Origin of the sequence: Pandoraea sp. NE5 (assembly GCF_024363545.1) — a bacterium.
Lineage (GTDB): Bacteria > Pseudomonadota > Gammaproteobacteria > Burkholderiales > Burkholderiaceae > Pandoraea > Pandoraea cepalis.
In genome coordinates this window covers 1,491,525-1,513,718 of the sequence record NZ_AP025517.1, presented here as the reverse complement: position 1 = coordinate 1,513,718, position 22,194 = coordinate 1,491,525, and the positions used below count along the sequence as shown (strand labels likewise).

Sequence of the window (22,194 nt, the reverse complement as noted above, 5' to 3'; positions counted from 1 at the left end):
TAGCGCGACGATTCGGTACGTTTTTCTAGCCCGTCAATACTCCCGCTCAACAGATTATCTGACATCTATTGCATGTCGTTTCGAGGCATGGTCAAACTACTGGCGGCAACTCGCCTGGGAGGCCGCCGAATCAGTCATCACTTAAACCAACCGGCGTCCTCGAAAGCCGGGGCGATTCAACTTCAACGGACAGTTGAGCAAAAGAAACGCCACCGGAGCCCGTCCGGTAACGTCACGTCAACGTCATTCAACTCAACTGATCGAGCACGCGATACCAGTTCACCGCAGCCGAGAAATACAGACGCTGCAAGCCGTGGAAGGGAATCGGCCGGATGGGCGTGACCGGGAAACGCAATGACGAGTGTCCGGTGAGGTGCCCGGCCAGTTCACGCCCGAGGGTCGTCGCCATGGCGATACCGCGACCGTTGTAGCCGAGCGAGATCGTCAGACCGGGGGCCGGCGCGTGAACGTGCGGCATCGCGTCCGGCGTCACCGCCACGCGCCCCGCCCAGCGATACTCGATGGGTACGCCCTGCGTCTGCGGAAACAGGCGAACCAGCGCGCGCTCGAGATGCCGCCATGCGCTCGCCGAGCCCGGGTCTGAAAACGAGCCGCGGCCGCCGAGCAGCAATCGGCCAGCGGCGTCCTTGCGAAAGTACAGCAACAGGCGGCGTGCGTCCGAGGCGATTTCGCCGCCTGGCAGCACGGTGGCCGCAATGTGCTCCGGTAACGGCGCCGTAGCGACGATGAAGCTGTTCGCGGCGATGAGGGTACGGCGCAGCCCGGGCCATAGGTCGTCGGTATAGCCGTTGGTCGCGATCAGCACACGCGCCGCGTCGATCGTATGGCCTGACGCTGTGCTCACCTGCCAGCGCCCCGGCACCGCTCGCAGACCGGTCACCCGTGTGTTGCCGTGAATCCTCGCACCCTGCCCGGTCGCTGCCCGCACCAGGCCTCGTAGATAACTCAGCGGATGCAGGCTGCCCGCACGCCGGTCGATCCAGCCACCCTGGTAAATGGGGCTGCCGATGCGTGATGTCACAGCATCGCGATCGAGCATCTCGACGGGTGCCCCTCGCGTGCGCCATTGCGCGACTCGCATGCGTTGGGCCGCCAGCATCGCGGCAGAATGCGCCGGCTGTATCCAGCCTTCGCGCCGCGCATCGCAGTCGATGCCGTAGCGCGCAATAAGGTCGAAGACGACGTCGGCCGCCCCGCCAATCATGTCGACGAGCGCGACGCCCTGCTCCCCAGGAAAGCGCTTCATCAGCGCATCCGGATCGTGCTTGAGTCCCGGAATCACTTGACCGCCATTGCGCCCCGACGCGCCCCATCCGGGCTCACCGGTGTCAAGCACACAAACGTCGACGCCGGCTTCTGCCAAATGCAGCGCAGCGGAAACCCCCGTGAACCCGCCGCCGATCACCGCCACGTCCACGCGTTGCGACGCGTGGAGCGCGGGAGTCGCCAACGCAGGCGTCGCGGTGGCCGACCAGAGCGACGGGAACGCGCCGGTCGGACCGGCGTCGCCGCGCCGCGCGCCATTGCCTGCGGTATCGCTGCGCACGCCGGTGGTGGAAGTCATCGCGTCATGAGCGGCCAGACGGGCATGCTCGCGTGTCGTCATTCGCTTTCTCCTGATTGTGAAGTGGCGGTGCCTGCCGCGGGTCGCATTGCTTCATGGTTCGGGTTCGGCAGCACTCGTGTGCGCACGCGCTGCCAGAGTGCGGCAACGCTGCCGACAACGCCGTCGCGCAGGAACAGCACCGTGACGATGAACAGCAGTCCGGTCACGATGGTGACGGATTCGCCCAGACGAGCGAATGCGTCTATACGGGTGAGTGCCGCGAGCACATCGCCGATGTCGCCGAGCTTGGTCTCCAGCCCCGTGATGACCACAGCGCCGACGACGGGCCCCCAGCGCGTTGCCATCCCGCCGACCAGCGTCATCAGGATGACGGCCCCGGACATCGACCAGTGCATGTCGGTCAGCGTCTCGAAGCCGAGCACCAGCACCTTGAGCGCCCCCGCCAGGCCGGCCAGCGCAGCCGACAGCACGAAGGCGAGCCACTTGAAGCGATCGACGTCGTAGCCGAGCGACACGGCGCGCGGCTCGTTCTCCTTGATGGCCGTGAGCACCGCACCGTAAGGCGACGCGACAATGCGGCCGATCAGCAGGAACGCCGCCGCCACGATGGCGAGTACGACGTAGTACAACGTGTGATCGTCATCGAGTGGCAACATCCCGAACAGTCGACCGCGCGGCACTGCCTGCAAGCCGTCTTCGCCGCCGGTGAACGGCGCCTGCAACAACACGAAATAGACGATTTGCGCGAGGGCGAGCGTGACCATCGCGAAATAGATGCCCTTGCGTCGAATCGCCAGTCCGCCCATGACGGCGCCGAGCCCCGCACCGGTCAGTGCGCCGAGCAACAGGCCAGCTTCCGGCGATACGTCCCACGCCTTCATCGCATAGCCAGCCACGTAACCGGCGCCGCCGAAAAGGGCGGCATGCCCGAACGACAGCAGCCCCGCATGCCCGAGCAGCAGATCGAACGCACAGGCGAACAGCGCGAAGCAGAGGACTTTCATGACGAACACCGGATACGCCCCCGCAAACGGTGCGGCCAGCAGGGCCAGGAGAACCAGCCAGGGTAGCCATCGTTTTTCCATACCGAACTCCTACGATTCCTTGCCAAACAATCCCGCCGGGCGCACGAGCAGCACCAGCACCATGACCACGAAGACGACCGTCGAGGACGCCTCGGGATAGACGACCTTGGTCAGTCCTTCGATCACGCCGAGCCCGAGCCCGGTGGCGACGGCTCCGAGAATCGATCCCATTCCGCCGATCACGACTACGGCAAACACGACGATGATCAGGTTTTGCCCCATGAGCGGTGACACCTGGATGACTGGCGCGGCGAGCACGCCTCCGAGTGCCGCGAGCGCGACACCGAAGGCATAGGTCAGCGTAATCATCAGCGGCACGTTGACACCGAACGACGCGACGATCTTCGGGTTCTCCGTACCGGCCCGCAGGCGTGCACCGAGCGGCGTCTTCTCGATCAGCAGCCAGGTCCCCAGACAGACGGAAAGCGACGCCGCGACCACCCAGGCGCGATAGTTCGGCAACACCATGAAGCCGACGTCGGTCGCGCCGGCCAGTGCGTCGGGTGTCGCGTACGGCAATCCCGAAACGCCATACCCTGCGCGCAAAGTGCCTTCGAGCAAGAGCGTGATGCCGAGCGTGAGCAGCAGACCGTAAAGGTGATCGAGTTTGTATATCCAGCGAAGCAGCACAAGCTCCATCACGACACCGAGTCCGGCGACGATGAGCGGCGCGAGCAGCAGCATGGTCCAGTACCCCAGTCCCAGGTACTCCATGCCCATCCACGTCAGCACGGCGCCCAACATGAACAGCGCACCGTGCGCGAAATTGATCACGCCCAGCAAACCGAAGATGATCGCCAGGCCTAGACTGAGCATGGCGTAGAACGAACCGTTGACGAGTCCGAGCAATAGCTGGGACAGGAGCGCGGGCAAGGGAATCTCGAGCAGGTGCATGGAAGACCTCAAACGCCGAGCAATTGGTGGAGGGCCTGAGTGCGTTGCGACAACTCGCTGGCGGCAAAGTGCTCGACGATGCGGCCGTGCTCCATCACATAGAATCGGTCGGCCAGCGGCGCGGCGAAGCGGAAGTTCTGTTCGACCATGACGATCGTGTAACCCCTTTGCTTAAGTGAGCGGATCATGCGCGAAAGGCTTTGCACGATGACGGGTGCGAGCCCTTCGGAGATCTCGTCGAGCAACAGCAGATTCGCACCGGTGCGCAGAATTCGCGCCATCGCCAGCATCTGCTGTTCACCGCCCGAGAGCCGTGTGCCCTGGCTGTGACGCCGCTCCCGGAGATTCGGGAACAGTTCGTAGATCGCGTCTTCGCTCATGCCTGGGAGGGCGTTGCCACCCCGTCTGGCGCGGAGTTGTGGTGGAAGGCGTAGATTCTCCTCGCATGACAGGCTTGCGAAGATGGCGCGTTCCTCGGGACAGTAGCCAACGCCGAATCCCGCGATATGGTGGGTCGGCAAACCGATCGTCTCGCTCCCGTCGATGCGGATCGAGCCGCGGCGCGTGCCGATCAGTCCCATGATGGCGCGCAACGTCGTCGTGCGCCCTGCCCCGTTGCGGCCCAGCAACGTGACCACTTCCCCGCGACCGACGCTCAGATCGACGCCGTGCAGGATGTGCGATTCGCCGTACCAGCCATGCAGGCCTTCGATGCGCAGCGCAGGGGGAGATAGCGTGGTTGTCATCGTGTTGTCGTCCCCATCAGTTGACGGTTGCCGGGTCGGCCGTTCCCATGTACGCCTCCAGCACGCGTGAGTCCTGCGAAACCTCGGCATAGGTGCCTTGCGCGAGAATCGCCCCGCGTTGCAGCACCGTGACCCGGTCGGCAATGGACGAGATCACGTTCATGTTGTGTTCGACCATCAGGATCGTGCGTCCGGCGCTTACCCGCCGGATCAACGCCGTGACGCTTGCAACGTCCTCGTGCCCCATGCCCTGCGTCGGCTCGTCGAGCAGCATCAACTCGGGTTCCATCGCGAGCGTGGTGGCAATTTCGAGTGCCCGCTTGTGCCCATATGGCAGATTCAGCGTCAGGGTGTCGGCGAAATCGGACAGGCCGACTTCACCCAGCAAGGCCAGCGCACGCGCGTCGAGGGCGTCGAGGGCGCGTGCACTGCGCCAGAAGTGCCAGCTCATGCCAGAGCGGCGTTGCAACGCGACACGTACGTTCTGGCGCGCGGTGAGATGCGGGAAGACCGCCGAGATCTGGAAGGAACGGATCACGCCCCGGCGCGCAATCTGGGCGGGCTTCTCGCGTGTGATATCGATGCCGTTGAAGACGATGCTGCCGGCGCTCGGCGTCAGGAACTTGGTCAGCAGATTGAAGCAGGTCGTCTTGCCCGCGCCGTTCGGGCCGATAAGCGCGTGGATGGAGCCGCGACGGACTTTGAGGTTGACGTCCGTCACCGCCGTAAATCCCTTGAAGGATTTGGTCAGCGCGTGCGTTCGCAGAATCAGGTCTTCGTGAGACATACCGCTCGCCGGAAAAAGGATTGCGTGACAGTCGGTTGCCAAAGCCCGGGCCGAGCGCGGGCCCCTCACGCCAAACGCGCAAGGTGGCCCGCGCCGTGCGCGAGCGGCTTATACCGGACTGGATTCGATCAGCGCGACGCCGTGCTCTTCCTGAGCGTCCGGCATTGGCTTTGCGATGCCGGCAGGAACACCTGCTCGCCCGGCAGCACCTTTTGCAGGGTGTACAGATCCCACGGCCCCTTCGACTCCTTCGGCGACTTCACCTTGAAGTAGTAGTAGTCGTGGATCATGCGGCCATCGGCCCGCAAGGTCGCGTTGCGCACCACGTCGTCCTGGATCGGAAGCTCATGCATCTTGCGCATGACGAGCGCCGGGTCTTTCGAGTCGGCGGCAACGACTGCCTTGAGATAGTGGTAGACGGACGAATACACGCCAGCGTGCGTGAGCGACGGCGGCCCCTTCTTGTACAGCTCCATGAAGCGCTTGCTGAAGCGGCGGGTGCCGTCATCCAGGTCCCAATAGAAGCTCTCCGGGAACTGGAGACCCTGTGCCTGCGCGAGCCCGATGCCCTTGATTTCGTAAACGGTCGGGAAAAACGCGGCCAGTTGTTTCTTGGCGCTGAGCTGGAACTCACTGGCGGTCTTGATCGCATTGGCTGCGTCGGCGCCCGAGTTCGCGAACGCTACGACATCGGCCTTCGACTGCTGGGCCGCGATGATCTGCGAAGACATGTCGCTGGTGTTGAGCGGATGCTTGGACTCGCCGACTGTCTGTGCGCCGATCGCGTCGAGCTGCTTGCGCGCCTCTGCCGTGGCGGCAAGACCGTAGGCGTAATCGACCGTCACGAAGTACCAGCCCTGCTTGGGCTTGGCCAGCCCCTTGATCGCCGCCGCAGTCTGCGAGTAGGTATCCCACATCCACTGCACCGCGTACTCGGGCTGACAGTTCTCGTTGGTGATGCTCAGGGGACCACCGACAAACAGGGCGATCTTCTTCTTTTGCACCGCCAGATTCTCCATGGCCAGCGCAACCGCCGAGTTGACCATGTCAGCGTAGGCGTCCACGTGTTCGACGTCTGCCCACTCACGCGCCTTGGAAAGCGCAATATCGGTCTTGTTCTGATGATCCGCCGTGAGAAGCTGGATCTTCAGGCCCTTGCATTCCTTGGCGAGGCAGTCGTCGATGGCCATTTGCGCGGCAACGACCGAGCCTTGCCCGGAGAACTGCGAGAAGGCACCGCTCATGTCGGTGAGCAGGCCGATCTTGACGGTATTGCCCTCGATTCCGGCATGGGCGGCGCCCGACGCGATCATTGCCGCCATGGCCGTCACCTTGGCGATGCACAGGCTGCTCAGGCGAAGTCTCCCGGTCAAATGCTTTTTCATTGTCATGCCCTCCATTGTGTGTGGACTCACTGAGTGACCATACCGTCTTCGATATCGGCTTCGCGCAGCGCTCGCGGACGCTCGGCAGCATCGCCATAGCCGCCGCCGCCGCCCATGTAGACCTTGACGCGGTCGCCGCGATTGAGCGTGACCATTGATTTCGACGCAATGCGCTCTGTCACGCCGTTGCGTGTGAGTTCGCAGTAGCCCCGCTCACCGGCCTCGCCGCCGAACAGTCCCTGCGGCGCGTACCGGTGACGGTCGGCATAGATCGCAAAGACCACGCCGTCCTTGAGCACGCTGTACTCCCGGCTGAACCCCGCGCCGCCCCGATATTTCCCGATACCGAACGAGTCGGGCTCCAGCGTGTAGCGTTCCAGGCGGAAGAAGTCGTATTCCATATCCAGCGCTTCGACCGGCGTATTGGCGCAGTTCGACAGCGGCGAGTCGACCGCATCGCAGCCATCGCCGTGTTGGGAGCCGCCGTATCCGCCACCGAAGATTTCCAGATAGACGCTGTAACTTTCGTCACGCTGTAACGAGAAGCAGGCGGCGGTCAGCGTATCGAAGCCCGTCGCAATCACCTTCTCCGGTGCGACCGGTGCGAGCGCGCGCATGATGGCGTTATAGATCCGGTAGTTGGCCTCCAGCCGTGCGCGCACCGGCGAAGGCGGCGCCGGATTGAGGATCGAGCCGTACGGCGCGCTGATTCGTACCGCGCGCAGAATGCCGTCGTTGAAGGGAATATCCGGCGACGTCAGCACCGATTTGACGCACGTGACCGCCGCCGACACCGTGCAGGAGAATGGCGAGTTCAGGTTGCGCCGCACCTGCGGGCTGCTGCCGGTGAAGTCGATGTCGATGGCGTCTCCGCGCACTTCGACCTTGACCTTGATGAGCAGCGGCTCGTCGGTCACACCGTCGTCGTCGATCACGTCTTCCCCGTAGTACACGCCGTCGGGCAGTTGCGTGATGGCAGCTCGGAATCGTCGTTCCGAGTAGTTCACCATTTCGGCCATCACTTCGGTCACGGCGTCCGCGCCGTATTTGTCGCAAAGCTGGGCCACGCGCGCGGCGGCGATCGCGTTGGCGGCGAACATGGCATTCATGTCGCCGATGGTCAGATCCGGCACACGGATATTGGCCCGCACCAGTTGTTCGAGCGGTCCGCCGTTCCAGTCGCGGCTCTGCGACCACTTGGTCGGCGGCAGGCGCAAGCCTTCCTGATAAATGTCCGTGGCCCCAGGATCGAGGCCCGGCGCACCGCCGCCGAAGTCGATCTGATGGGCGACGCTCGCCGAAAATCCGATCAGGCGCTCGCCGTAGAAAATTGGGCAGAAGATGTAGACATCCGGAAGGTGTTGGCCGCCGGAGTACGGATCGTTGGTGATCATGAAATCGTCCGGCGTAATCGTCTCCATGGGAAAACGCGCCAGACACTGCTTCAGCGTGATGCCGATCGGGCCGAGTTGGATCGGGATCAATTCGGCTTGTGCAACGATATCGCCTTTCAGGTTGCTGATGGCGGCCGAGCCGTCGCTCGCCTCGCGCAGAATGGTCGAGTAAGCGGAGCGGATCAGCTTCACGCCCATCTCGCGGGCGGCGGCCAGCATGCTCTGGCTGATGATGGCGTTGTCGAACGGATTGACAGGCATCGTCAAACCTCCTTGGAGAGAATCAGGTTGGATTGCGTGTCCACGCTGGCCAGCCAGCCCGCCGGCACGAGTACGGTGGTGGTGTAGTCCTCCAGCACCGCCGGACCGCTCAACGCTGCGCCGTCCGCACCCAGCGCTGCGACCGTGCGACGGCGGCATGGCATCCAGTTTCGGCCGTCGTACAGCGCGGGTTCGCCCGGCGCGGCGTCCAGACTGCCCGTGACGCTTGCCGTCGCGCTGACGTGAGGCGTGACGAGCGTGGCGCCGACGCGCAGCGCCACGACCTCGATCGGACGCCCCGTCTTGTCCGAATGGAAGTAGATACGCTCGTGTGCCTCGGTGAAGCCCTCGCTCAGCGACTTGTGCTCAAGTGCGGCAAGCGTCGCGGCGTCGAGTTCGAGCGGCACTTCGAAGGCTTGCCCTACGTAGCGCATTTCAAGCGTGAAGCTGAATTCCAGCGGCTGGTCGAACGCCATCTGTACGAACTGCGCTTCCAGATCGGCTTTCATCCCGGCGAAGCGCTCGCGCAACTGGTCGCAGGTGTCGTCCGCGACCTGCACGCGGTATGTCTGCGTTTCGTACTTGATGAAATCCGACGCCAGCAGGCCGTGGGCCGACGTCACCCCGGGGTTCGGTGGCGCCACTACCGTACCGATGCCGAGGTCTTCGGCAATCTGAGCGGCCTGCATCGGACCCGCACCGCCGAAAGGCACGAGTACGTAGTCACGTGGGTCCCGGCCTCGTTCGGTCGACACAAGCTGGATGGCGCGAACGATGTTGGCGTTGGCCAGGCGCACGGCATTGTGGGCAACAGCCTCGACCGACAGGCCAAAGTGCGCTGCCAGTTGATCGAAGGCGCGATGCGCGGCGGCCACATCGAGGGCCATCTGACCGCCGAGAAACGCTTCTGCCCGCACCGTGCCGAGCACCACGTGAGCATCCGTAATGGTCGGTTCGGTGCCGCCGCGACCGTAACAGGCCGGCCCCGGTTGAGCGCCGGCGCTCTTCGGACCAACACGCAACATGCCGCCGTCGTCGACCCAGATCAGGCTGCCACCGCCGGCGCCGACCGTGACGATGTCGAGGACAGGCGTACGCACAGGCAGGCCGTCGATCTCGGTTTCGGACGCGAGCGTAGGCTTGCTGTCCTGCACGAGACATACATCGGAGCTGGTGCCGCCCATGTCGAAGGTGATGACGTTGCGATAACCGGAGCGCACGACCTGGCGCACGGCGCCAACTACGCCGGCGGCCGGCCCCGAGAACAGTGCGCTGATGGCGTTCTCTCGCATGGCGTCGGCAGGCAAACGGCCGCCGTTCGACTGCATCACGGAGAAGCGGCCGCGAAAACCCTCGCGCTCCAGCGCCTGCGTCAGTCGGCCCAGATAGCCGGCAATGACCGGCTGCACGAAGGCGGAGAGCGTGGCCGTGCTGGCACGCTCGTATTCGCGGAACTCGCAAGCCACCTGATGTGAGCAGGTTACCGTCACATTCGGCAGCGCGGCGCGAATCAGTTGGGCCAGACGCAGCTCGTGGGCCGGATTGCGATATGCATTGAGCAGGCAGATGGCGACGGCGTCGTAGGCGCCCCGCTCCAGTTGCGGCAGCACTTCGCAGCGAAAGCGCGCTTCGTCGAGTGCCGTGTCGACGCTTCCGTCGGTCAGGATTCGCTCTTTGGCTTCGAAGCAGGCGCGACGCTGCACCGGCGGCGATGGCTTCTTGTAGAACAGGTCGTAGATATGCTTTCGATCATGACGTTGCAGGAACAGGATGTCGCGAAACCCCTGCGTCGCGACGAAGGCGACCTTGCCGCCTTTACGTTCGAGCACGGCATTGGTGGCGACGGTCGAACCGTGCGCGAAGTCCTCGATCGTGGCGAAATCGATGCCCGCCGTCCGAAGGGCGTCGAGCACCCCGATATCCGGCGAGGCCGGCGTGCTGGGTACCTTGATGACGCGAATCCGGCCATTGTCATGTGCGACCAGATCCGTGAACGTCCCCCCCACTTCAACTCCGACTTTCATTGGCGTTCCCTTCGTCCCGACCTCGGGACGGCTTTCGATGATGAACAACGCCCCCGTCAATCGATACGGGAAGACGCCGACTCGATGGCCGCTAAAACACACATTGATAATCGATATGCGATACAATGATTTCATAAAGCGGTTTGTTTTAGTGTATTCACACATCATGTTTCGGTAAACGCCTATCAATAATCGATAGTCGATTTATTTGTAACAAAAAGGAGCGATGCAATGGGCAAGGATTCACCGATGTTCAACCAGTCTGTGGACAAGGGATTGGCGATTCTTGCGGCGTTTGGCGCGCGCAATCGCCAGATGAGCCTCGCGCAAATCGCGGAGGCGGTTGGCATCACACGCAGCTCGGCACAGCGCATCGTGTTCACACTCGAGACGCTGGGGTATGTGACCAAGGATCCGTACACGCGACGGTACGAACTGGCCAACAAGGTGATGGAGATCGGCTGCAATTACGTTGCTGCGAACCCGCTGATCGAAAGCGCCAATCCGTTTCTCTCCGCGATGAACAGCACGTGCGACGAAACCGTGGCGCTCACGGAGCCGTGCGGTACGAACATGGTCTACGTCGCGTCGTTTACAAGTCGCAAGCCCATCGTCGCGCACATGGCGATCGGCAGCCGCATGCCGATGTATTGCACCTCGGCGGGCCGGGCCTATCTCGCCGGTTTACCCGATGAGGACGCTCGCGCACTGCTGCGCGAATCGGAAATCAAGGCGCTCACCCCGGCGACGCTGCTCGACCCGGAAACGATCTTCACGCATGTTGTCGAAAGCCGCGCGCGCGGCTTCTCGATGAACTTCGAGGAGTACATGCTGGGGCACATGAACGTGGGCGCGCCCGTGTACAACAAGCACGGCCGAGCTATCGCCGCGGTACACGTCGTTGCCCCCAGCAGTCGCTGGACGCGTGAGGACGTGACAGGCAAGTTGGGGGCAATGGTGCGCGAATGCGCGGGCGCCATCACGAATGCCGTACGCGCGCATTGACCTGCGTGCGTGGCAGCTGACCGGGTGACGACCGCGCCTTGCCGTTACCGTGTGCGCACGCCGTCTGCCGGCCGAGTGCAACTACTCTGGCGCTGCCATAGGTCAGTCGCGAGAACTGCGGTGTTGTCATATGCGCCAATTGGCGATCACGACGGTAACTCGTTGATTTATCTGGGCCTACAGTTTCATGGTCTCTGGCGCCCTACGACTGACCTACCGTACCATGTTATCTCTGGGGGACTCCAGGCGCGGAATCATAATCCGCAGGTCCGGGGTTCGAGTCCCTGATTCGCCACTAAATAAAACAAGGGGTTAGCTTCGGTTAACCCCTTTGTCTTTCCGGATTCCGGTTTTTTGTCCAAAATCTGTCCAAACGAGGTCAGCAGCGTTCGTCGCGGCGTTTGTGTTCGGTGTTCTCGACGACATCTTGGTTTCAACGAAACGCCCGCTTACCGGCAAGCTGCTCGCCGCTGGAAATTTGATGCGTCACCTGTGACAACCGCCGTCAGACCGGACAGGTCGCAGTGTCGATTCGACACCGGTTGCTTATTCATCGAACTCATCACTACACGCCGTCTAACAAGTACGCACGCTGTGCTGGTCGCAGCGCCGCACTTCCGATGAAGAGGGTGCGTTCGAATCAATGTCACTCCTGCGCCACCCGTCGATGGACGCATACACTTTCGGGTCGCATTTGCGTGCCAGGCTTGACGATTCCCGCCGTGCGCTTAGCGTTTCCCAACACAGGGCCTAGATGGACTGCCATATGACAGCGCTGCATCGATGAACCTCCGCACGCAGGGTGAATGCTCGCGAACACGATAGGCCACCGCGAGTTCGACTTGCTCCTCGAAGTCGCTTAGCGGCTTGAACACCACGCCCGGTTGGGTGAATCCTCCGATGGATTGCGGCACAAGGGCGACTCCGTAGCCCGCGGACGCCATGCTGACCGCCGTAACGAAATCGTTGACCCGATACTCCGGTTGCGCATCGAACCCTCCCACGCGACCGAGCCTAGCGAGGCCTTCCGCGAAGCCGGCCGCCTCGTTGAACTGCGGCGCGATGAATGACACCCCGCGCAACTGGGCAGCCTTTACGGCTTTCATTCGCGCGAGCGGGCTGTCCGCCGGAAGCGCAATCAACAAGCGTTCGCGCTGAACCACATGGGCTGTGACCCCGTCGGGATAGTTCGCCCGAGGCCGAATGAAACCAACATCAATGCTCCCGTCCGACAAGCGCTCCAGCTGCATCGGTGTTTCCATCACCACAACGTGCATACGGACGTCCGGGCTCGCCAGCCTGAAGGCCTTGAGCGTATCGGGCAGCAGTCCGGTCGTTACGGCCGATCCGATGTAGCCGAGCGCAACCCGACCGGCTTCTCCTCTTGCCGCCAAACGCCCAATCCGCTCGGCGCGCTCCAGTTGACGCAGTGCGGCCTTGGCTTCGACCAGAAAAACGTCGCCCGCATTGGTTAGCGTGATAGCCGCGCGTTTGTTGCGGTTGAGAAGTCGAACACCGAGATCGGTTTCCAGCCGCTTGATCTGCTGGCTGAGTACCGATTGTGCGATGTCGAGCCGGTCCGCTGCACGAGCGAAGTGCAGATCTTCGGCCAACGCCACGAATAGCTTAAGTTGCCGACTATCGATCATTTTTAATCTTTATTCACGCATAAAAATTCATTCTATACGTGTTTAAGAAATTACAGATACGAAGTCAAATAGCGTAACTTACCTCGCAAGGACACGATCATGAGCTCCGTCACAGCACTACCGAAGACCCCGCCGGCCGAATCACAACTGAAGTTCTCGATCGAACGCCATCCGCATCATGAGCGCTTGCGTCATGTCACCGTACGCCCTGATGCGTTGCAGGAATTCTTCGCCTCAGTCAAGGACGTCGACGTCCAGAACCTCGAATACGTTCCCTTCATGCGCTTTATGCTGGCGCAGGCGTTCGAGCGTGCCGTAGGCGACGGTTTTGCCCCCGCGCTTCGCAAGCTCGTGGAGGACCGCTCCACCGGAGGCTTCACACTGGGTGTTCACGACGTCACCGATGATCATCGCGATTTCGTGCGCTTCGGCACAGCCGTCGGCTACCTGCTCGGACCGGCGAATCACGATGCCATGTCGGGCACCTACTACGCTCGCTTCCTCGTCAAAGACACCGACAACAGCGACTCCTATCTGCGCCAGGCATACCGCTTGTTTACGCTCCACACGGACGGCACCTTCGTCGACGAGCCGACCGAATGGCTGCTCATGATGAAGTTCGCGGAAGAGAACGCCGTCGGCGGCGAGTCGCGCTTCATGCATATCGATGACTGGAGCGAGCGAGACACTTTCCTCAACGATCCGTTCGCCACCCGGCCGTTTCTCTACAAGGCCCCCGGCTCGAAAAACGTCAACGCGCAAATCGAGCGGCCGGTTTTCTTCCAGAGCGAATACGGGCTGTCGATGTCCTTCATCGATCAGTTCGTACAACCCCGTTCAGCCGCCGAAGCGACTTATCTACACGATTTGTCGGCATCGATGGAATCTGCTGCCGCGACGCGCGAAGTCCCGCTGCCCGTCGGCGATCTCGTGGTCCTCAACAACTATTTCTGGCTGCACGGCCGGGCGCCGTTCCAGAAGCATCCGGCACTGCATCGTGAGTTGATGCGCCAACGTGGAGTGTTCTCGAAATGACAACAGCACTGAATCACCGCGGATATGACGCGGATGTCTTGATCATAGGCGGTGGCATCGTAGGCGTATCGACGGCCATGCAACTGATCGAGCGCCACCCAGGCCTGAGCGTGTTGGTGCTGGAAAAGGAGGCATCACTCGCCGCCCATCAGTCCGGGCACAACAGCGGGGTGATCCACGCCGGCGTGTACTATGCTCCGGGCAGCCTCAAGGCCGAGTTCTGCAGGCAAGGCGCGGCCGCGACTTATGCGTTCGCGCGCCGCCACAACGTACGCGTTGAGCAATGCGGCAAGCTGATCGTCGCGACCGAAGACGTCGAAATCGAACGCCTGAATGCGCTGTACACGCGCTGCCAGCAGAACCGGCTCGATCCGGAGATGCTCGGCGAGAAGGCGCTAAAGGCGCTCGAGCCACGCATTGCGGGGCGTGCAGCGATCCGCGTGGCATCCAGCGGTATCGCGGACTATCCCGGCATGACCGCGACGATGGCGCGACTTGCCCAGGCGCAGGGCGCACAGATTCTGCTGAACCGGCGTGTCGACGCGCTTCACGAGGACGATAACGGCATCACCGCGGAGACCTCGAGCGGCCGCTTCCGGGCAAAGCACGCGATCGTCTGCGCAGGACTGATGGCGGATCGCCTGGCGAAGATGTGCAAGGTCGATCTCGATTTCCGGATCGTGCCGTTTCGCGGCGAATACTATCGCTTGCCGGCATCGAAGAACGACATCGTGAACCATCTGATCTATCCGGTGCCGGATCCCGCGCTGCCGTTTCTCGGCGTGCATCTGACGCGCATGATCGGCGGGTATGTCACTGTAGGCCCCAACGCGGTGCTGGCGCTGGCGCGCGAGGGCTATCGCTGGCGCGACGCAAGCCTGAAGGATCTCGCCGGTATGACTACGTTCCCGGGCTTCTGGAAGATGCTCAGCAAGCACGGCGCATCGGGACTCGCCGAGATGCGCAACTCGCTGTGGAAGCGGGGTTATCTCGAACTGTGCCGCCGATACTGTCCGGAACTCGAGTTGTCAGACCTTGAGCCGTACCCGTCCGGCGTACGTGCTCAGGCTGTCATGGCAGACGGCAGCATGGTGCATGACTTCCTGATCCGCTCGTCGAAACGCAGCTTGCATGTATGCAACGCGCCTTCGCCGGCGGCCACCTCCGCACTGCCGATCGGTGCGCATCTCGTCAAGCAGTTCAGCGAGCGGTTCGATCTTGCGCCTGCCGGCGCAAACGCGACAATGCAGGCCTCCCATCTGGCGGCCGCGTAAGCCCTTTGCGGAAAACACTACCGAACGTGACGGAGATCGTGACCCTTGCAAGTCACGATCTCGTCATGATGGGTTGACGCCGCTGCCAAACCAGTTCGGTTCAACGCCGTCAACCCGGTGCGCCCTCACAACCGCTCGAACACCGCGGCGATGCCCTGCCCACCCCCAATGCACATCGTGACCAGCGCATAGCGTCCGCCCACGCGTTGCAACTCATAGATGGCCTTGACAGTCATCAATGCCCCCGTCGCACCGATCGGATGACCGAGCGAAATGCCGGAACCGTTCGGGTTCACCTTGGCCGGATCGAGCTTTAACTCGCCTGACACCGCACATGCCTGCGCCGCGAACGCTTCGTTTGCCTCGATCACGTCGAGATCGTCAACAGTGAGCCCCGCGCGCGCCAGTGCAGCTCGGGTCGCCGGCACGGGGCCTATGCCCATGATCTTGGGGTCCACGCCGGCGTGCGCGTACGACACCAGACGAGCCATCGGCCGTACACCGCGTCGCTCGGCGGCCCCGCGCTCCATGACCAACAACGCCGCCGCGGCGTCGTTGATGCCCGACGCGTTACCGGCAGTCACCGTACCCGCGTCGCGATCGAACACGGGCTTGAGTCGCGTGAATTCATCAAGCGTGGCGTTCAAGCGCACGTGTTCGTCCGTATCGAAAACCGTCTCCCCTCGCTTACCATTGAGCGTGACGGGCAGAATTTGATCTTTGAAATAGCCTTGTGCAATGGCGTGTGCGGCACGACGATGGGACTCCAGCGCCAACGCGTCCTGCTGTTCGCGCGAGATGCCGAATTGCCGGGCAACGTTTTCCGCAGTCACCCCCATATGGACGCGGTGAAACGGATCTGTCAGCGCACCGACCATCATGTCGACCAGCGTCGCGTCGCCCATGCGTACACCAAAACGCGCCTGGGGTGCGATATGGGGTGCGCGGCTCATGTTCTCCGCCCCCCTGCCACAGCGATGTCCGCATCGCCCAGCAGAATGCTCTGCGATGCGGAGATCACGGCCTGCAATCCAGAACCGCAGAGGCGGTTCAGTGTGAAGGCCGGTGCGTGTTCGGATATGCCCCCATTCATGGCAGCCACGCGCGCCAGATACATATCCTTCGGTTCGGTGTGAACGACATTACCGAAGACGACATGACCGACCTCGGCCCCGTCGACGGCGCCACGCGAGAGCACCTCGCGAACGACTTGCGCACCCAACACTGTCGGCGCAATGTCTTTCAGGCTTCCGCCAAAATCACCGATCGCCGTCCGTACACCGCTGACGATTACCACTTCACGTTTCATGTTTGCTTTCCTGCGTTAAACGGCGCAACGAAGGTTAAAAAATTTGCCCGCTTCGCGGATCGTGCCGAAGCGGGCGACTCGAGATACGGCCCCCCGAATATAAGAATGATGAGGGATGCCACATCGGCATCACCCGCCGCGACGCCGAGTCTCCGCCACGTGACGCCACCGACCAATGATGTACACCGAGAGAGGCAGCAATGCCGCGATCGGAAGCAGGCGCAAGGCAGCCTGAAGGCTAAAGGCATCCGCGAGCATGCCTGTGACGAACGGGCCGGCTGCGAGGCCCAGGATATTGTTGAACAACGTCAACGTCGCGAATGCCGAGCCGTGGATAGACGACGGCGTGGCCTCTGCAATGATCGCGCCACATGTGCCGAATGAACTGGCCAGGAAGAACACTGCGGGAATCAGGAACGCAAGCTGCAGATTGCCAGGCGGCAAGCGGAACGCAGCCGTCAGCAGCAAAGCCAGAACAAGACAATAACCAATGGCCACGTTCCATCGCTTGAGCGACGAGGCGCCGCTGAGCCGGTCCGTCAATACGCCGCACAGAAGTTGGCCTGCTCCGCTGACAAGGACAAGACCGGCGGCCACCATGGCAGCCTTGCCGACAGGCATGCCCCAGTAGCGATTCAGATAGCTGGGCAGCCACACGAAAAGCGTCCCTTGAACGAAAATCTGCGAGGCAGAACCAAGGTATGCGCAAAGAACAGACCAGGACGGAAACAGGCCCGTGAACAGCATACCGGGCGTCAGTTTCACACGCGTGGGCGCCGGGGTTCCGCGCTCGTCGGCCGGCCGCACATTTGCGAGACGCGTCTCCGTCACGACGAAATAGTAGATGATCGTCAACACGAAACCAATGATCGCCATCAGCCCCAGCGACCAGCGCCAGCTATAGTGCGTCGCGACGAGGCCGGAAAGCGAAACGCCGAGCACGGACCCAAAGGCGGCGGCGGACGTAAAGCCGCCGGCGATGGTAGAGCGCAGGTGCTTTGGAAAAATTCCCACAAGCATCGCGAATCCAACACTTCCGTAAGCCGCCTCACCGACGCCAACGAACAAACGTGCGATGAACATTTCGTTGTAGTTGGCGGCCAAGGCACACCCGAGCGTGGCAAAACTCCACAGGGCTACCATCAGAGCAATGCTTTTGACACGCCCCCAGCGGTCCGCGATGATGGAAAACGGGAGGGTCAGCAAGCCGACCGTCAACGGCACGATACCGCTGATCGAGCCGAGGTGGGTATCGTTGAGTTGCCACTCTACTTTCAAGATGGGGAACAACGCATTGATCGCCTGGCGCGACATGTAGTCCGAAAGCAAGAGACAAAACATCAATGCAAATACCACCCACGCGTAGGCGCGGGTGCCACTCGGCGCTGCGGCCGGATCGGCCGGCATCACGCTGTTCGTGTATACGTTCACTTCTGTCTCCTCGAATGATTCTCGAAAATCATATTGAGTCCTGCCGCCTGGTGTTGCTGGCACGCGTGACGCAAGTGCTCCTCACCATGACCGGCAATGGTTCTTCCCGATGGTCAGAAAAATCGCCGGTCGCATTCTTTGTGCGCCGTACGGGTTTCTGATCTCGACAATTTTTCAAGCATCTCGACTACGTTTTTGATGACGGTACATCAGCTCGATTCCCTTCTTGTTCAACGCCTGATGCTCGCAGGAAAATCGATGTTGCTGCTGCCCCGCCGGAGGGCGACTTATCGCCAACTCACCGGGTGATTCCTGCAGCGCGGGATATCTGGCCAACACCCCCGTTGATCAAACGACAAACATTGATTGCAGAATAGCACTCAATTTATTTTTGTCTACATTAATTAAATATTGCTCAAAAAACCTGCTCGAGTGTGTCGACGGTGTGTTCTGCGCTGGCGTAAACCCGGAGCAATGGGCATTTCCATTTTGATGGCAGAATAAGCCAACCACCGAGAGGTATTGTTCGTATGCCGGGTGCCTTGATTGATTCAAGGCATTCAGTCGATGTATGGGCTTGGAAGAAGGAGAGTCAACGTCGCTTTGGTTTGTCTCCGAACAACGCCGGATGCCCTCATACCGCCGACGATGCCCCTCCCCCGGAGGCTTTAGTCAGGCTTGCGCAGGAATCCCTGGTTGCCGCCCTTGCGATTGGGCGCAAAGCCATTTGCGTGGAGCGTCTCGTCCGCGGTCTCGTAGAAGATCCCGATCTTCATGATCTCCCGTGCCTGTGCCGCGGTCGCGATGGGGCGACCGAATTCGCCGGAGATACGCACCAATTGCTTGACCTGCTCGACCGAGCTCATCTTCCCCGTGCGGGTCTGGTTCCAGAGGACATCCTCAATGCCGCAACGCACATGCAGGCCCAAGGCGATGCCAATCATGTTCACGGGCAGCACGTTGAGTACCGAACTCTCCACTGTGACCACCGCACCGTCCGGCACGGCACGCAGGAAGTGGGCCAGGTTGTAGATGTTCGCCTGATCCATGCCGCCGCTGATCGCCACCCAGTTCAACACCAGCGGCCCCTTGTAGACGCCGCGGCGAATCATGCGCTCGATCGTTTCAAAGCTGTTGATGTTGTAGCACTGAAACTCGCTTTGGATTCCAGCGGCCGTCAGGCGCCGGATGTGCTCTTCGACCCAGCTGGGATTCGAAGGAACGATCATGTCCTTGTAGGTTGCATAGAGGTGCGGGAATCCGCGAGAAACGCCGCGAAAATCATCCTCACCCGCATGCTCCGTCACATTCATCTGCGTCGTGTTGACGGTCACCGTCACTTGGTCGGGCTTCGGATCGAGCTCGGCCAGCATATGGCGCGTGTCATCGCTGAGCCATTTGGCGGCTTGGCCATCGGACTCCGGTGCGAAGCTGATGGAGCCGCCCACCTGGATGATCATCTCCGGCACGCGGGCGCGCACTCCGGCGATCAGCTCATTGAACATGGATAGGCGCTTGCTGCCCTTGCCGTCGAGTTCGCGCACATGCAGGTGCAGCACGGTAGCACCGGCTTCGTAACAATCCACCGCCTTCTGGATCTGCTCCTCCATCGTAATGGGGATATCTTCCGGGAAGTCAGAGGGAATCCAACCCGGCGCGTAGGGTGCCGCCGTGATGATCAGGGGCTGCTGGTTTTCGGGATACAGGTGGCCGTCAAGGAAGTTCATGATGGATGGATCTCCAATTTCAAACGTAAGTGGTGTGATAGTCGAACCGATGAGAAAGCCTGGACATCCATTTGAAACACCATCGTCCGGGCGACAGTACCCAGGCGATCCAGCATTTCGTTGAACAAGTGTCCGGAACCACGATTGAATCATCTGGCCTCGCACCACTTCCCGCTTTACATTGGGTGTCTTGAACTTGACTCTTCATGACAAGAAGGCGCGCCGCCTGATCAGGCGCCGTCCGGCGTATACGGCAGTTAGCTTGGGGGACGACATGCCCCCCTCCTCTGCTCCTACCGCCCCGCCTGGATTTTTCCAAGAACGAGGTGCCGTTTGCGACGTCAGATGCGGGGAATCCCCGATGACGAAAAGAGGTTTGCCGGGCGGGAAGGTGAAGTCGGCGACGAAGGGAGGGCGGCGTGATGCCCCGCTTGCGTAGGGCGCATCACGCACGATTTGGGCGATATCGGGGCCGCGCAGACGGCCCGACAGTCATGAAAACTCGGCTGGGAGCGTCAGGTAGATGATGCCGCGCGCATTCAGGCCTCAACGGTCCCTTGCGCACGGGAAACGGTTACTTTGCAGCGATAGTCTCTGCTTTCGATGGACTCGCCTTGGAGGCACGCGAGCGCCGACCGGATGTCGACTTTTCAGCGATGGCGCGAACAGCAGTATCCCTGGCTTCGTCGAGGCGCCCGATGGCAAGGGAAAGCAGCAGTTTGCTGTCGCGTTGGTTCGCGGCCTTCTGCAGTGCCCGCCAGTCCCTTAGCGACGCTCGAATCGCTCGGGGCTCAGCGACGAAACCCAGCCGGACATAACGCAGCGTTCGCAACGAGATTGAGTGCAGGAGATCGACCAAAAGCCGATTGCTGCACAGACCGACCATGCTGAAATTCAGGAGGAAGCTCTCCACGGCATAGGCATCGGCAGACTCGTCCGCTGCCTTTATCAGTTTGGGCATGTGCGCGGTCAGCAACGCCTCGAGCTCGGATGGATTTTCACGCGCCACCTGTTCCAGCATCGTGACGTAAAGTACGCTTCGCACGTGAAATATGTCGCGAAGCTCATGCTCGTCGGGCGACGTTACGATCGCCCCACGTCTGGCCTGAAATTCGACCAGACGGTCGCGTTCCAATATACGCATCGCTTCGCGCACGGGAGAGCGACTGACGTGCAGTACCTCGCTGATATCCGTCTCCAGGAGGCGCTGCCCTGATTTCACCAAGTCAAGCGTAATGACCCCGGCCAGTCGTGCAGCAATCTGCTCGGCAATCGGCGCCGAGGCAGATGCCCAGTCCTGCCCGCGCAACACCGCCCGCTCAACCGCCAGCATCAATGAATTCTTGGGAGCAAGTAGAGAGGAAAGATCCGGGAGGTTTTGCGTCCTATTTCGTGCCATGGCGTTAGCGGAATCAATTTATGTCGAATTTAACCTGCAGACATTATAGTCACCGATATTGTAGTGTCGACAAAAACGCGGGATCGGTTTATTAGGATTGAACTTGGGCTTCCGGACGCTCGCTGCCCAGCAAGAATTTCCGCGCCCGACCTGACCGAAGTCGAACCGCCTCCTTGAAATCCGGGGCGATTCGCCTGCGGCCACCGAGGCTCCTACATCTACCCCATCAGAAAACTATTGCACCGACGCGCAAACTGTCAGAACGGCTTGTCGCCCTGGATGCCGGCTCGCTCCATCTTGCGCGGCGCAGGCCAATAGTCCATCACCGCGTAGTGCTGCGTTGACCGGTTATCCCAGATGGCAACACTATTCGGTTTCCACTTGAATCGCACCTGATACTCAGGGATCGAAGCCTGGCTCTGCAGATAGCTCAGCAAGAGGCTCGCGCCCGGCGTCTTGTCCAAACCGTAACGCACATTGTCAGCGGTGTGATAGTTCGCGAAATGCGTTGTGAAGCTGGATACGTAGAGAATCTTTTCGCCAGTCTCCGGATGCGTCCGGACCACCGGGTGCTCCACCTCGGGATTCTGCGCTGCCAGCTTGGCTCGCTCCTCCGGATCCATCGCTGCACCGAACGAGTGCTCGATGCTGCTTTTCGCCCTCAAGCCATCGATGCGGCGCTTGATATCGTCAGGCAGTTGCTTATAGGCCTCGACCATATTGACCCAAATCGTGTCGCCCCCAACTTCCGGGCACTCGACGCATCGCAGCACGGCACCCATCGACGGATTCGGGCGCCAGAGCCCGTCGGAGTGATAGTTATTCTCGTACGGGTTCTTGACTTCCGATCGATAGATCTGCACAAGGCCAGGGTGTTCCGGGTCGCATCCGGCAACCGGATGGTCTTCCAGCTCACCGAACCGCTTCGCAAAGGCGACGTGCTCTGCGCGCGTGAATTCTTGGTCCCGAAAGAAGAGGACTCGATGCTTAAGCAACAGCGCCTTGATTTCTGCGAACAACGATGCATCCCGGGATGCATCTCCCAGACTTACGCCGGACACCTCGGCACCAATGGAGGCGGTCAGTCTTTCTACTTTCATCATGAATGAAATCTCCTAGTCTTTGGCGGGCATTCATCGATCTACTGCGATCGCCGCCAAACACCGACAAACACCGCAGCCCAACGAAACCGTGATTTTTG

General features: G+C 61.3%; 16 protein-coding genes, 1 tRNA gene and 1 pseudogene. 4 read left to right on the top strand and 14 right to left on the bottom strand.

All coding sequences use genetic code 11. The features are described from left to right. Nucleotides 1-247: 247 nt before the first annotated feature. From PanNE5_RS06985 to PanNE5_RS06950, 8 genes are all read right to left on the bottom strand, one after another. Nucleotides 248-1,627 carry an NAD(P)/FAD-dependent oxidoreductase gene (locus PanNE5_RS06985; RefSeq protein WP_261939506.1) on the bottom strand — a complete coding sequence of 460 codons (1,380 nt, stop codon included), beginning with the start codon at nucleotides 1,625-1,627 and terminating at the stop codon, nucleotides 248-250. Next, on the bottom strand, nucleotides 1,624-2,673 hold the full coding sequence (locus tag PanNE5_RS06980) for a branched-chain amino acid ABC transporter permease (protein ID WP_261939505.1): 1,050 nt from the start codon (nucleotides 2,671-2,673) through the stop codon (nucleotides 1,624-1,626). The genes PanNE5_RS06985 and PanNE5_RS06980 overlap by 4 nt, the downstream gene beginning before the upstream one ends. Before the next feature lie 9 nt (nucleotides 2,674-2,682). Further along, nucleotides 2,683-3,567: a branched-chain amino acid ABC transporter permease gene (locus PanNE5_RS06975; protein WP_261939504.1), complete on the bottom strand. Its 885-nt coding sequence runs from the start codon at nucleotides 3,565-3,567 to the stop codon at nucleotides 2,683-2,685. A gap of 8 nt (nucleotides 3,568-3,575) precedes the next feature. Further along, nucleotides 3,576-4,313, bottom strand: a complete 738-nt coding sequence (locus tag PanNE5_RS06970; protein WP_261939503.1) for an ABC transporter ATP-binding protein — start codon at nucleotides 4,311-4,313, stop codon at nucleotides 3,576-3,578. A 16-nt stretch (nucleotides 4,314-4,329) separates the two neighbouring features. After that, nucleotides 4,330-5,100 carry an ABC transporter ATP-binding protein gene (locus PanNE5_RS06965; RefSeq protein ID WP_261939502.1) on the bottom strand — a complete coding sequence of 257 codons (771 nt, stop codon included), beginning with the start codon at nucleotides 5,098-5,100 and terminating at the stop codon, nucleotides 4,330-4,332. Between the two features lie 128 nt (nucleotides 5,101-5,228). Further along, on the bottom strand, nucleotides 5,229-6,485 hold the full coding sequence (locus PanNE5_RS06960) for an ABC transporter substrate-binding protein (RefSeq protein ID WP_261939501.1): 1,257 nt from the start codon (nucleotides 6,483-6,485) through the stop codon (nucleotides 5,229-5,231). A gap of 26 nt (nucleotides 6,486-6,511) precedes the next feature. Next, the gene (locus PanNE5_RS06955) at nucleotides 6,512-8,140 is read right to left on the bottom strand and encodes a hydantoinase B/oxoprolinase family protein (protein WP_261939500.1); all 1,629 of its coding nucleotides are present in this window, start codon (nucleotides 8,138-8,140) and stop codon (nucleotides 6,512-6,514) included. 2 nt (nucleotides 8,141-8,142) lie between these two features. Further along, nucleotides 8,143-10,164 carry a hydantoinase/oxoprolinase family protein gene (locus PanNE5_RS06950; RefSeq protein WP_261939499.1) on the bottom strand — a complete coding sequence of 674 codons (2,022 nt, stop codon included), beginning with the start codon at nucleotides 10,162-10,164 and terminating at the stop codon, nucleotides 8,143-8,145. A 231-nt stretch (nucleotides 10,165-10,395) separates the two neighbouring features. Here PanNE5_RS06950 and PanNE5_RS06945 point away from each other — a divergent pair, with 231 nt between their 5' ends. Both PanNE5_RS06945 and PanNE5_RS06940 read left to right on the top strand, forming a co-directional pair. Then, nucleotides 10,396-11,169 carry an IclR family transcriptional regulator gene (locus tag PanNE5_RS06945; RefSeq protein ID WP_261939498.1) on the top strand — a complete coding sequence of 258 codons (774 nt, stop codon included), beginning with the start codon at nucleotides 10,396-10,398 and terminating at the stop codon, nucleotides 11,167-11,169. A 226-nt stretch (nucleotides 11,170-11,395) separates the two neighbouring features. After that, nucleotides 11,396-11,464, top strand: a tRNA-Met gene (locus PanNE5_RS06940). Nucleotides 11,465-11,897: 433 nt separating this feature from the next. On the opposite strand, the gene PanNE5_RS06935 is transcribed toward PanNE5_RS06940, so the two are convergent. After that, nucleotides 11,898-12,818, bottom strand: coding sequence for a LysR substrate-binding domain-containing protein (locus PanNE5_RS06935; protein ID WP_261939497.1), 921 nt, complete (start codon nucleotides 12,816-12,818; stop codon nucleotides 11,898-11,900). Nucleotides 12,819-12,917: 99 nt separating this feature from the next. Here PanNE5_RS06935 and glaH point away from each other — a divergent pair, with 99 nt between their 5' ends. Beyond that, nucleotides 12,918-13,853, top strand: coding sequence for a glutarate dioxygenase GlaH (gene glaH, locus PanNE5_RS06930; RefSeq protein WP_261939496.1), 936 nt, complete (start codon nucleotides 12,918-12,920; stop codon nucleotides 13,851-13,853). Further along, entirely contained in the window at nucleotides 13,850-15,127 is a 1,278-nt protein-coding gene (gene lhgO, locus PanNE5_RS06925; protein ID WP_261939495.1) for an L-2-hydroxyglutarate oxidase, read from the top strand. The genes glaH and lhgO overlap by 4 nt, the downstream gene beginning before the upstream one ends. 125 nt (nucleotides 15,128-15,252) lie before the next feature. On the opposite strand, the pseudogene bktB reads toward lhgO, so the two are convergent. The 5 genes and pseudogenes from bktB to PanNE5_RS06900 form a co-directional block, all read right to left on the bottom strand. Further along, nucleotides 15,253-16,436, bottom strand: a pseudogene (gene bktB, locus PanNE5_RS06920) (beta-ketothiolase BktB). Nucleotides 16,437-16,565: 129 nt separating this feature from the next. Next, complete coding sequence (locus PanNE5_RS06915) at nucleotides 16,566-17,843, bottom strand: MFS transporter (protein WP_315973490.1); 1,278 nt, start codon at nucleotides 17,841-17,843, stop codon at nucleotides 16,566-16,568. A gap of 692 nt (nucleotides 17,844-18,535) precedes the next feature. Beyond that, a complete protein-coding gene (locus PanNE5_RS06910) occupies nucleotides 18,536-19,594 on the bottom strand; it encodes a 3-keto-5-aminohexanoate cleavage protein (protein WP_261939493.1) in 1,059 nt (352 codons plus the stop codon). A 574-nt stretch (nucleotides 19,595-20,168) separates the two neighbouring features. Beyond that, nucleotides 20,169-20,927 (bottom strand): GntR family transcriptional regulator, encoded by a 759-nt coding sequence (locus PanNE5_RS06905; RefSeq protein WP_261939492.1) that lies wholly within the window; start codon nucleotides 20,925-20,927, stop codon nucleotides 20,169-20,171. A 323-nt stretch (nucleotides 20,928-21,250) separates the two neighbouring features. After that, complete coding sequence (locus PanNE5_RS06900) at nucleotides 21,251-22,093, bottom strand: TauD/TfdA dioxygenase family protein (RefSeq protein WP_261939820.1); 843 nt, start codon at nucleotides 22,091-22,093, stop codon at nucleotides 21,251-21,253. Between the last annotated feature and the right edge of the window lie 101 nt (nucleotides 22,094-22,194).

Coding starts and splice junctions, on each gene's coding strand:
- PanNE5_RS06980 (WP_261939505.1), bottom strand. CDS start 2,673: ATGGAAAAACGATGGCTACCCTGGCTGGTTCTCCTGGCCCTGCTGGCC.
- PanNE5_RS06950 (WP_261939499.1), bottom strand. CDS start 10,164: ATGAAAGTCGGAGTTGAAGTGGGGGGGACGTTCACGGATCTGGTCGCA.
- PanNE5_RS06945 (WP_261939498.1), top strand. CDS start 10,396: ATGGGCAAGGATTCACCGATGTTCAACCAGTCTGTGGACAAGGGATTG.
- PanNE5_RS06955 (WP_261939500.1), bottom strand. CDS start 8,140: ATGCCTGTCAATCCGTTCGACAACGCCATCATCAGCCAGAGCATGCTG.
- glaH (WP_261939496.1), top strand. CDS start 12,918: ATGAGCTCCGTCACAGCACTACCGAAGACCCCGCCGGCCGAATCACAA.
- lhgO (WP_261939495.1), top strand. CDS start 13,850: ATGACAACAGCACTGAATCACCGCGGATATGACGCGGATGTCTTGATC.
- PanNE5_RS06975 (WP_261939504.1), bottom strand. CDS start 3,567: ATGCACCTGCTCGAGATTCCCTTGCCCGCGCTCCTGTCCCAGCTATTG.
- PanNE5_RS06970 (WP_261939503.1), bottom strand. CDS start 4,313: ATGACAACCACGCTATCTCCCCCTGCGCTGCGCATCGAAGGCCTGCAT.
- PanNE5_RS06915 (WP_315973490.1), bottom strand. CDS start 17,843: ATGCCGGCCGATCCGGCCGCAGCGCCGAGTGGCACCCGCGCCTACGCG.
- PanNE5_RS06965 (WP_261939502.1), bottom strand. CDS start 5,100: ATGTCTCACGAAGACCTGATTCTGCGAACGCACGCGCTGACCAAATCC.
- PanNE5_RS06910 (WP_261939493.1), bottom strand. CDS start 19,594: ATGAACTTCCTTGACGGCCACCTGTATCCCGAAAACCAGCAGCCCCTG.
- PanNE5_RS06905 (WP_261939492.1), bottom strand. CDS start 20,927: ATGCTGGCGGTTGAGCGGGCGGTGTTGCGCGGGCAGGACTGGGCATCT.
- PanNE5_RS06935 (WP_261939497.1), bottom strand. CDS start 12,818: ATGATCGATAGTCGGCAACTTAAGCTATTCGTGGCGTTGGCCGAAGAT.
- PanNE5_RS06900 (WP_261939820.1), bottom strand. CDS start 22,093: ATGAAAGTAGAAAGACTGACCGCCTCCATTGGTGCCGAGGTGTCCGGC.
- PanNE5_RS06985 (WP_261939506.1), bottom strand. CDS start 1,627: ATGACGACACGCGAGCATGCCCGTCTGGCCGCTCATGACGCGATGACT.
- PanNE5_RS06960 (WP_261939501.1), bottom strand. CDS start 6,485: ATGAAAAAGCATTTGACCGGGAGACTTCGCCTGAGCAGCCTGTGCATC.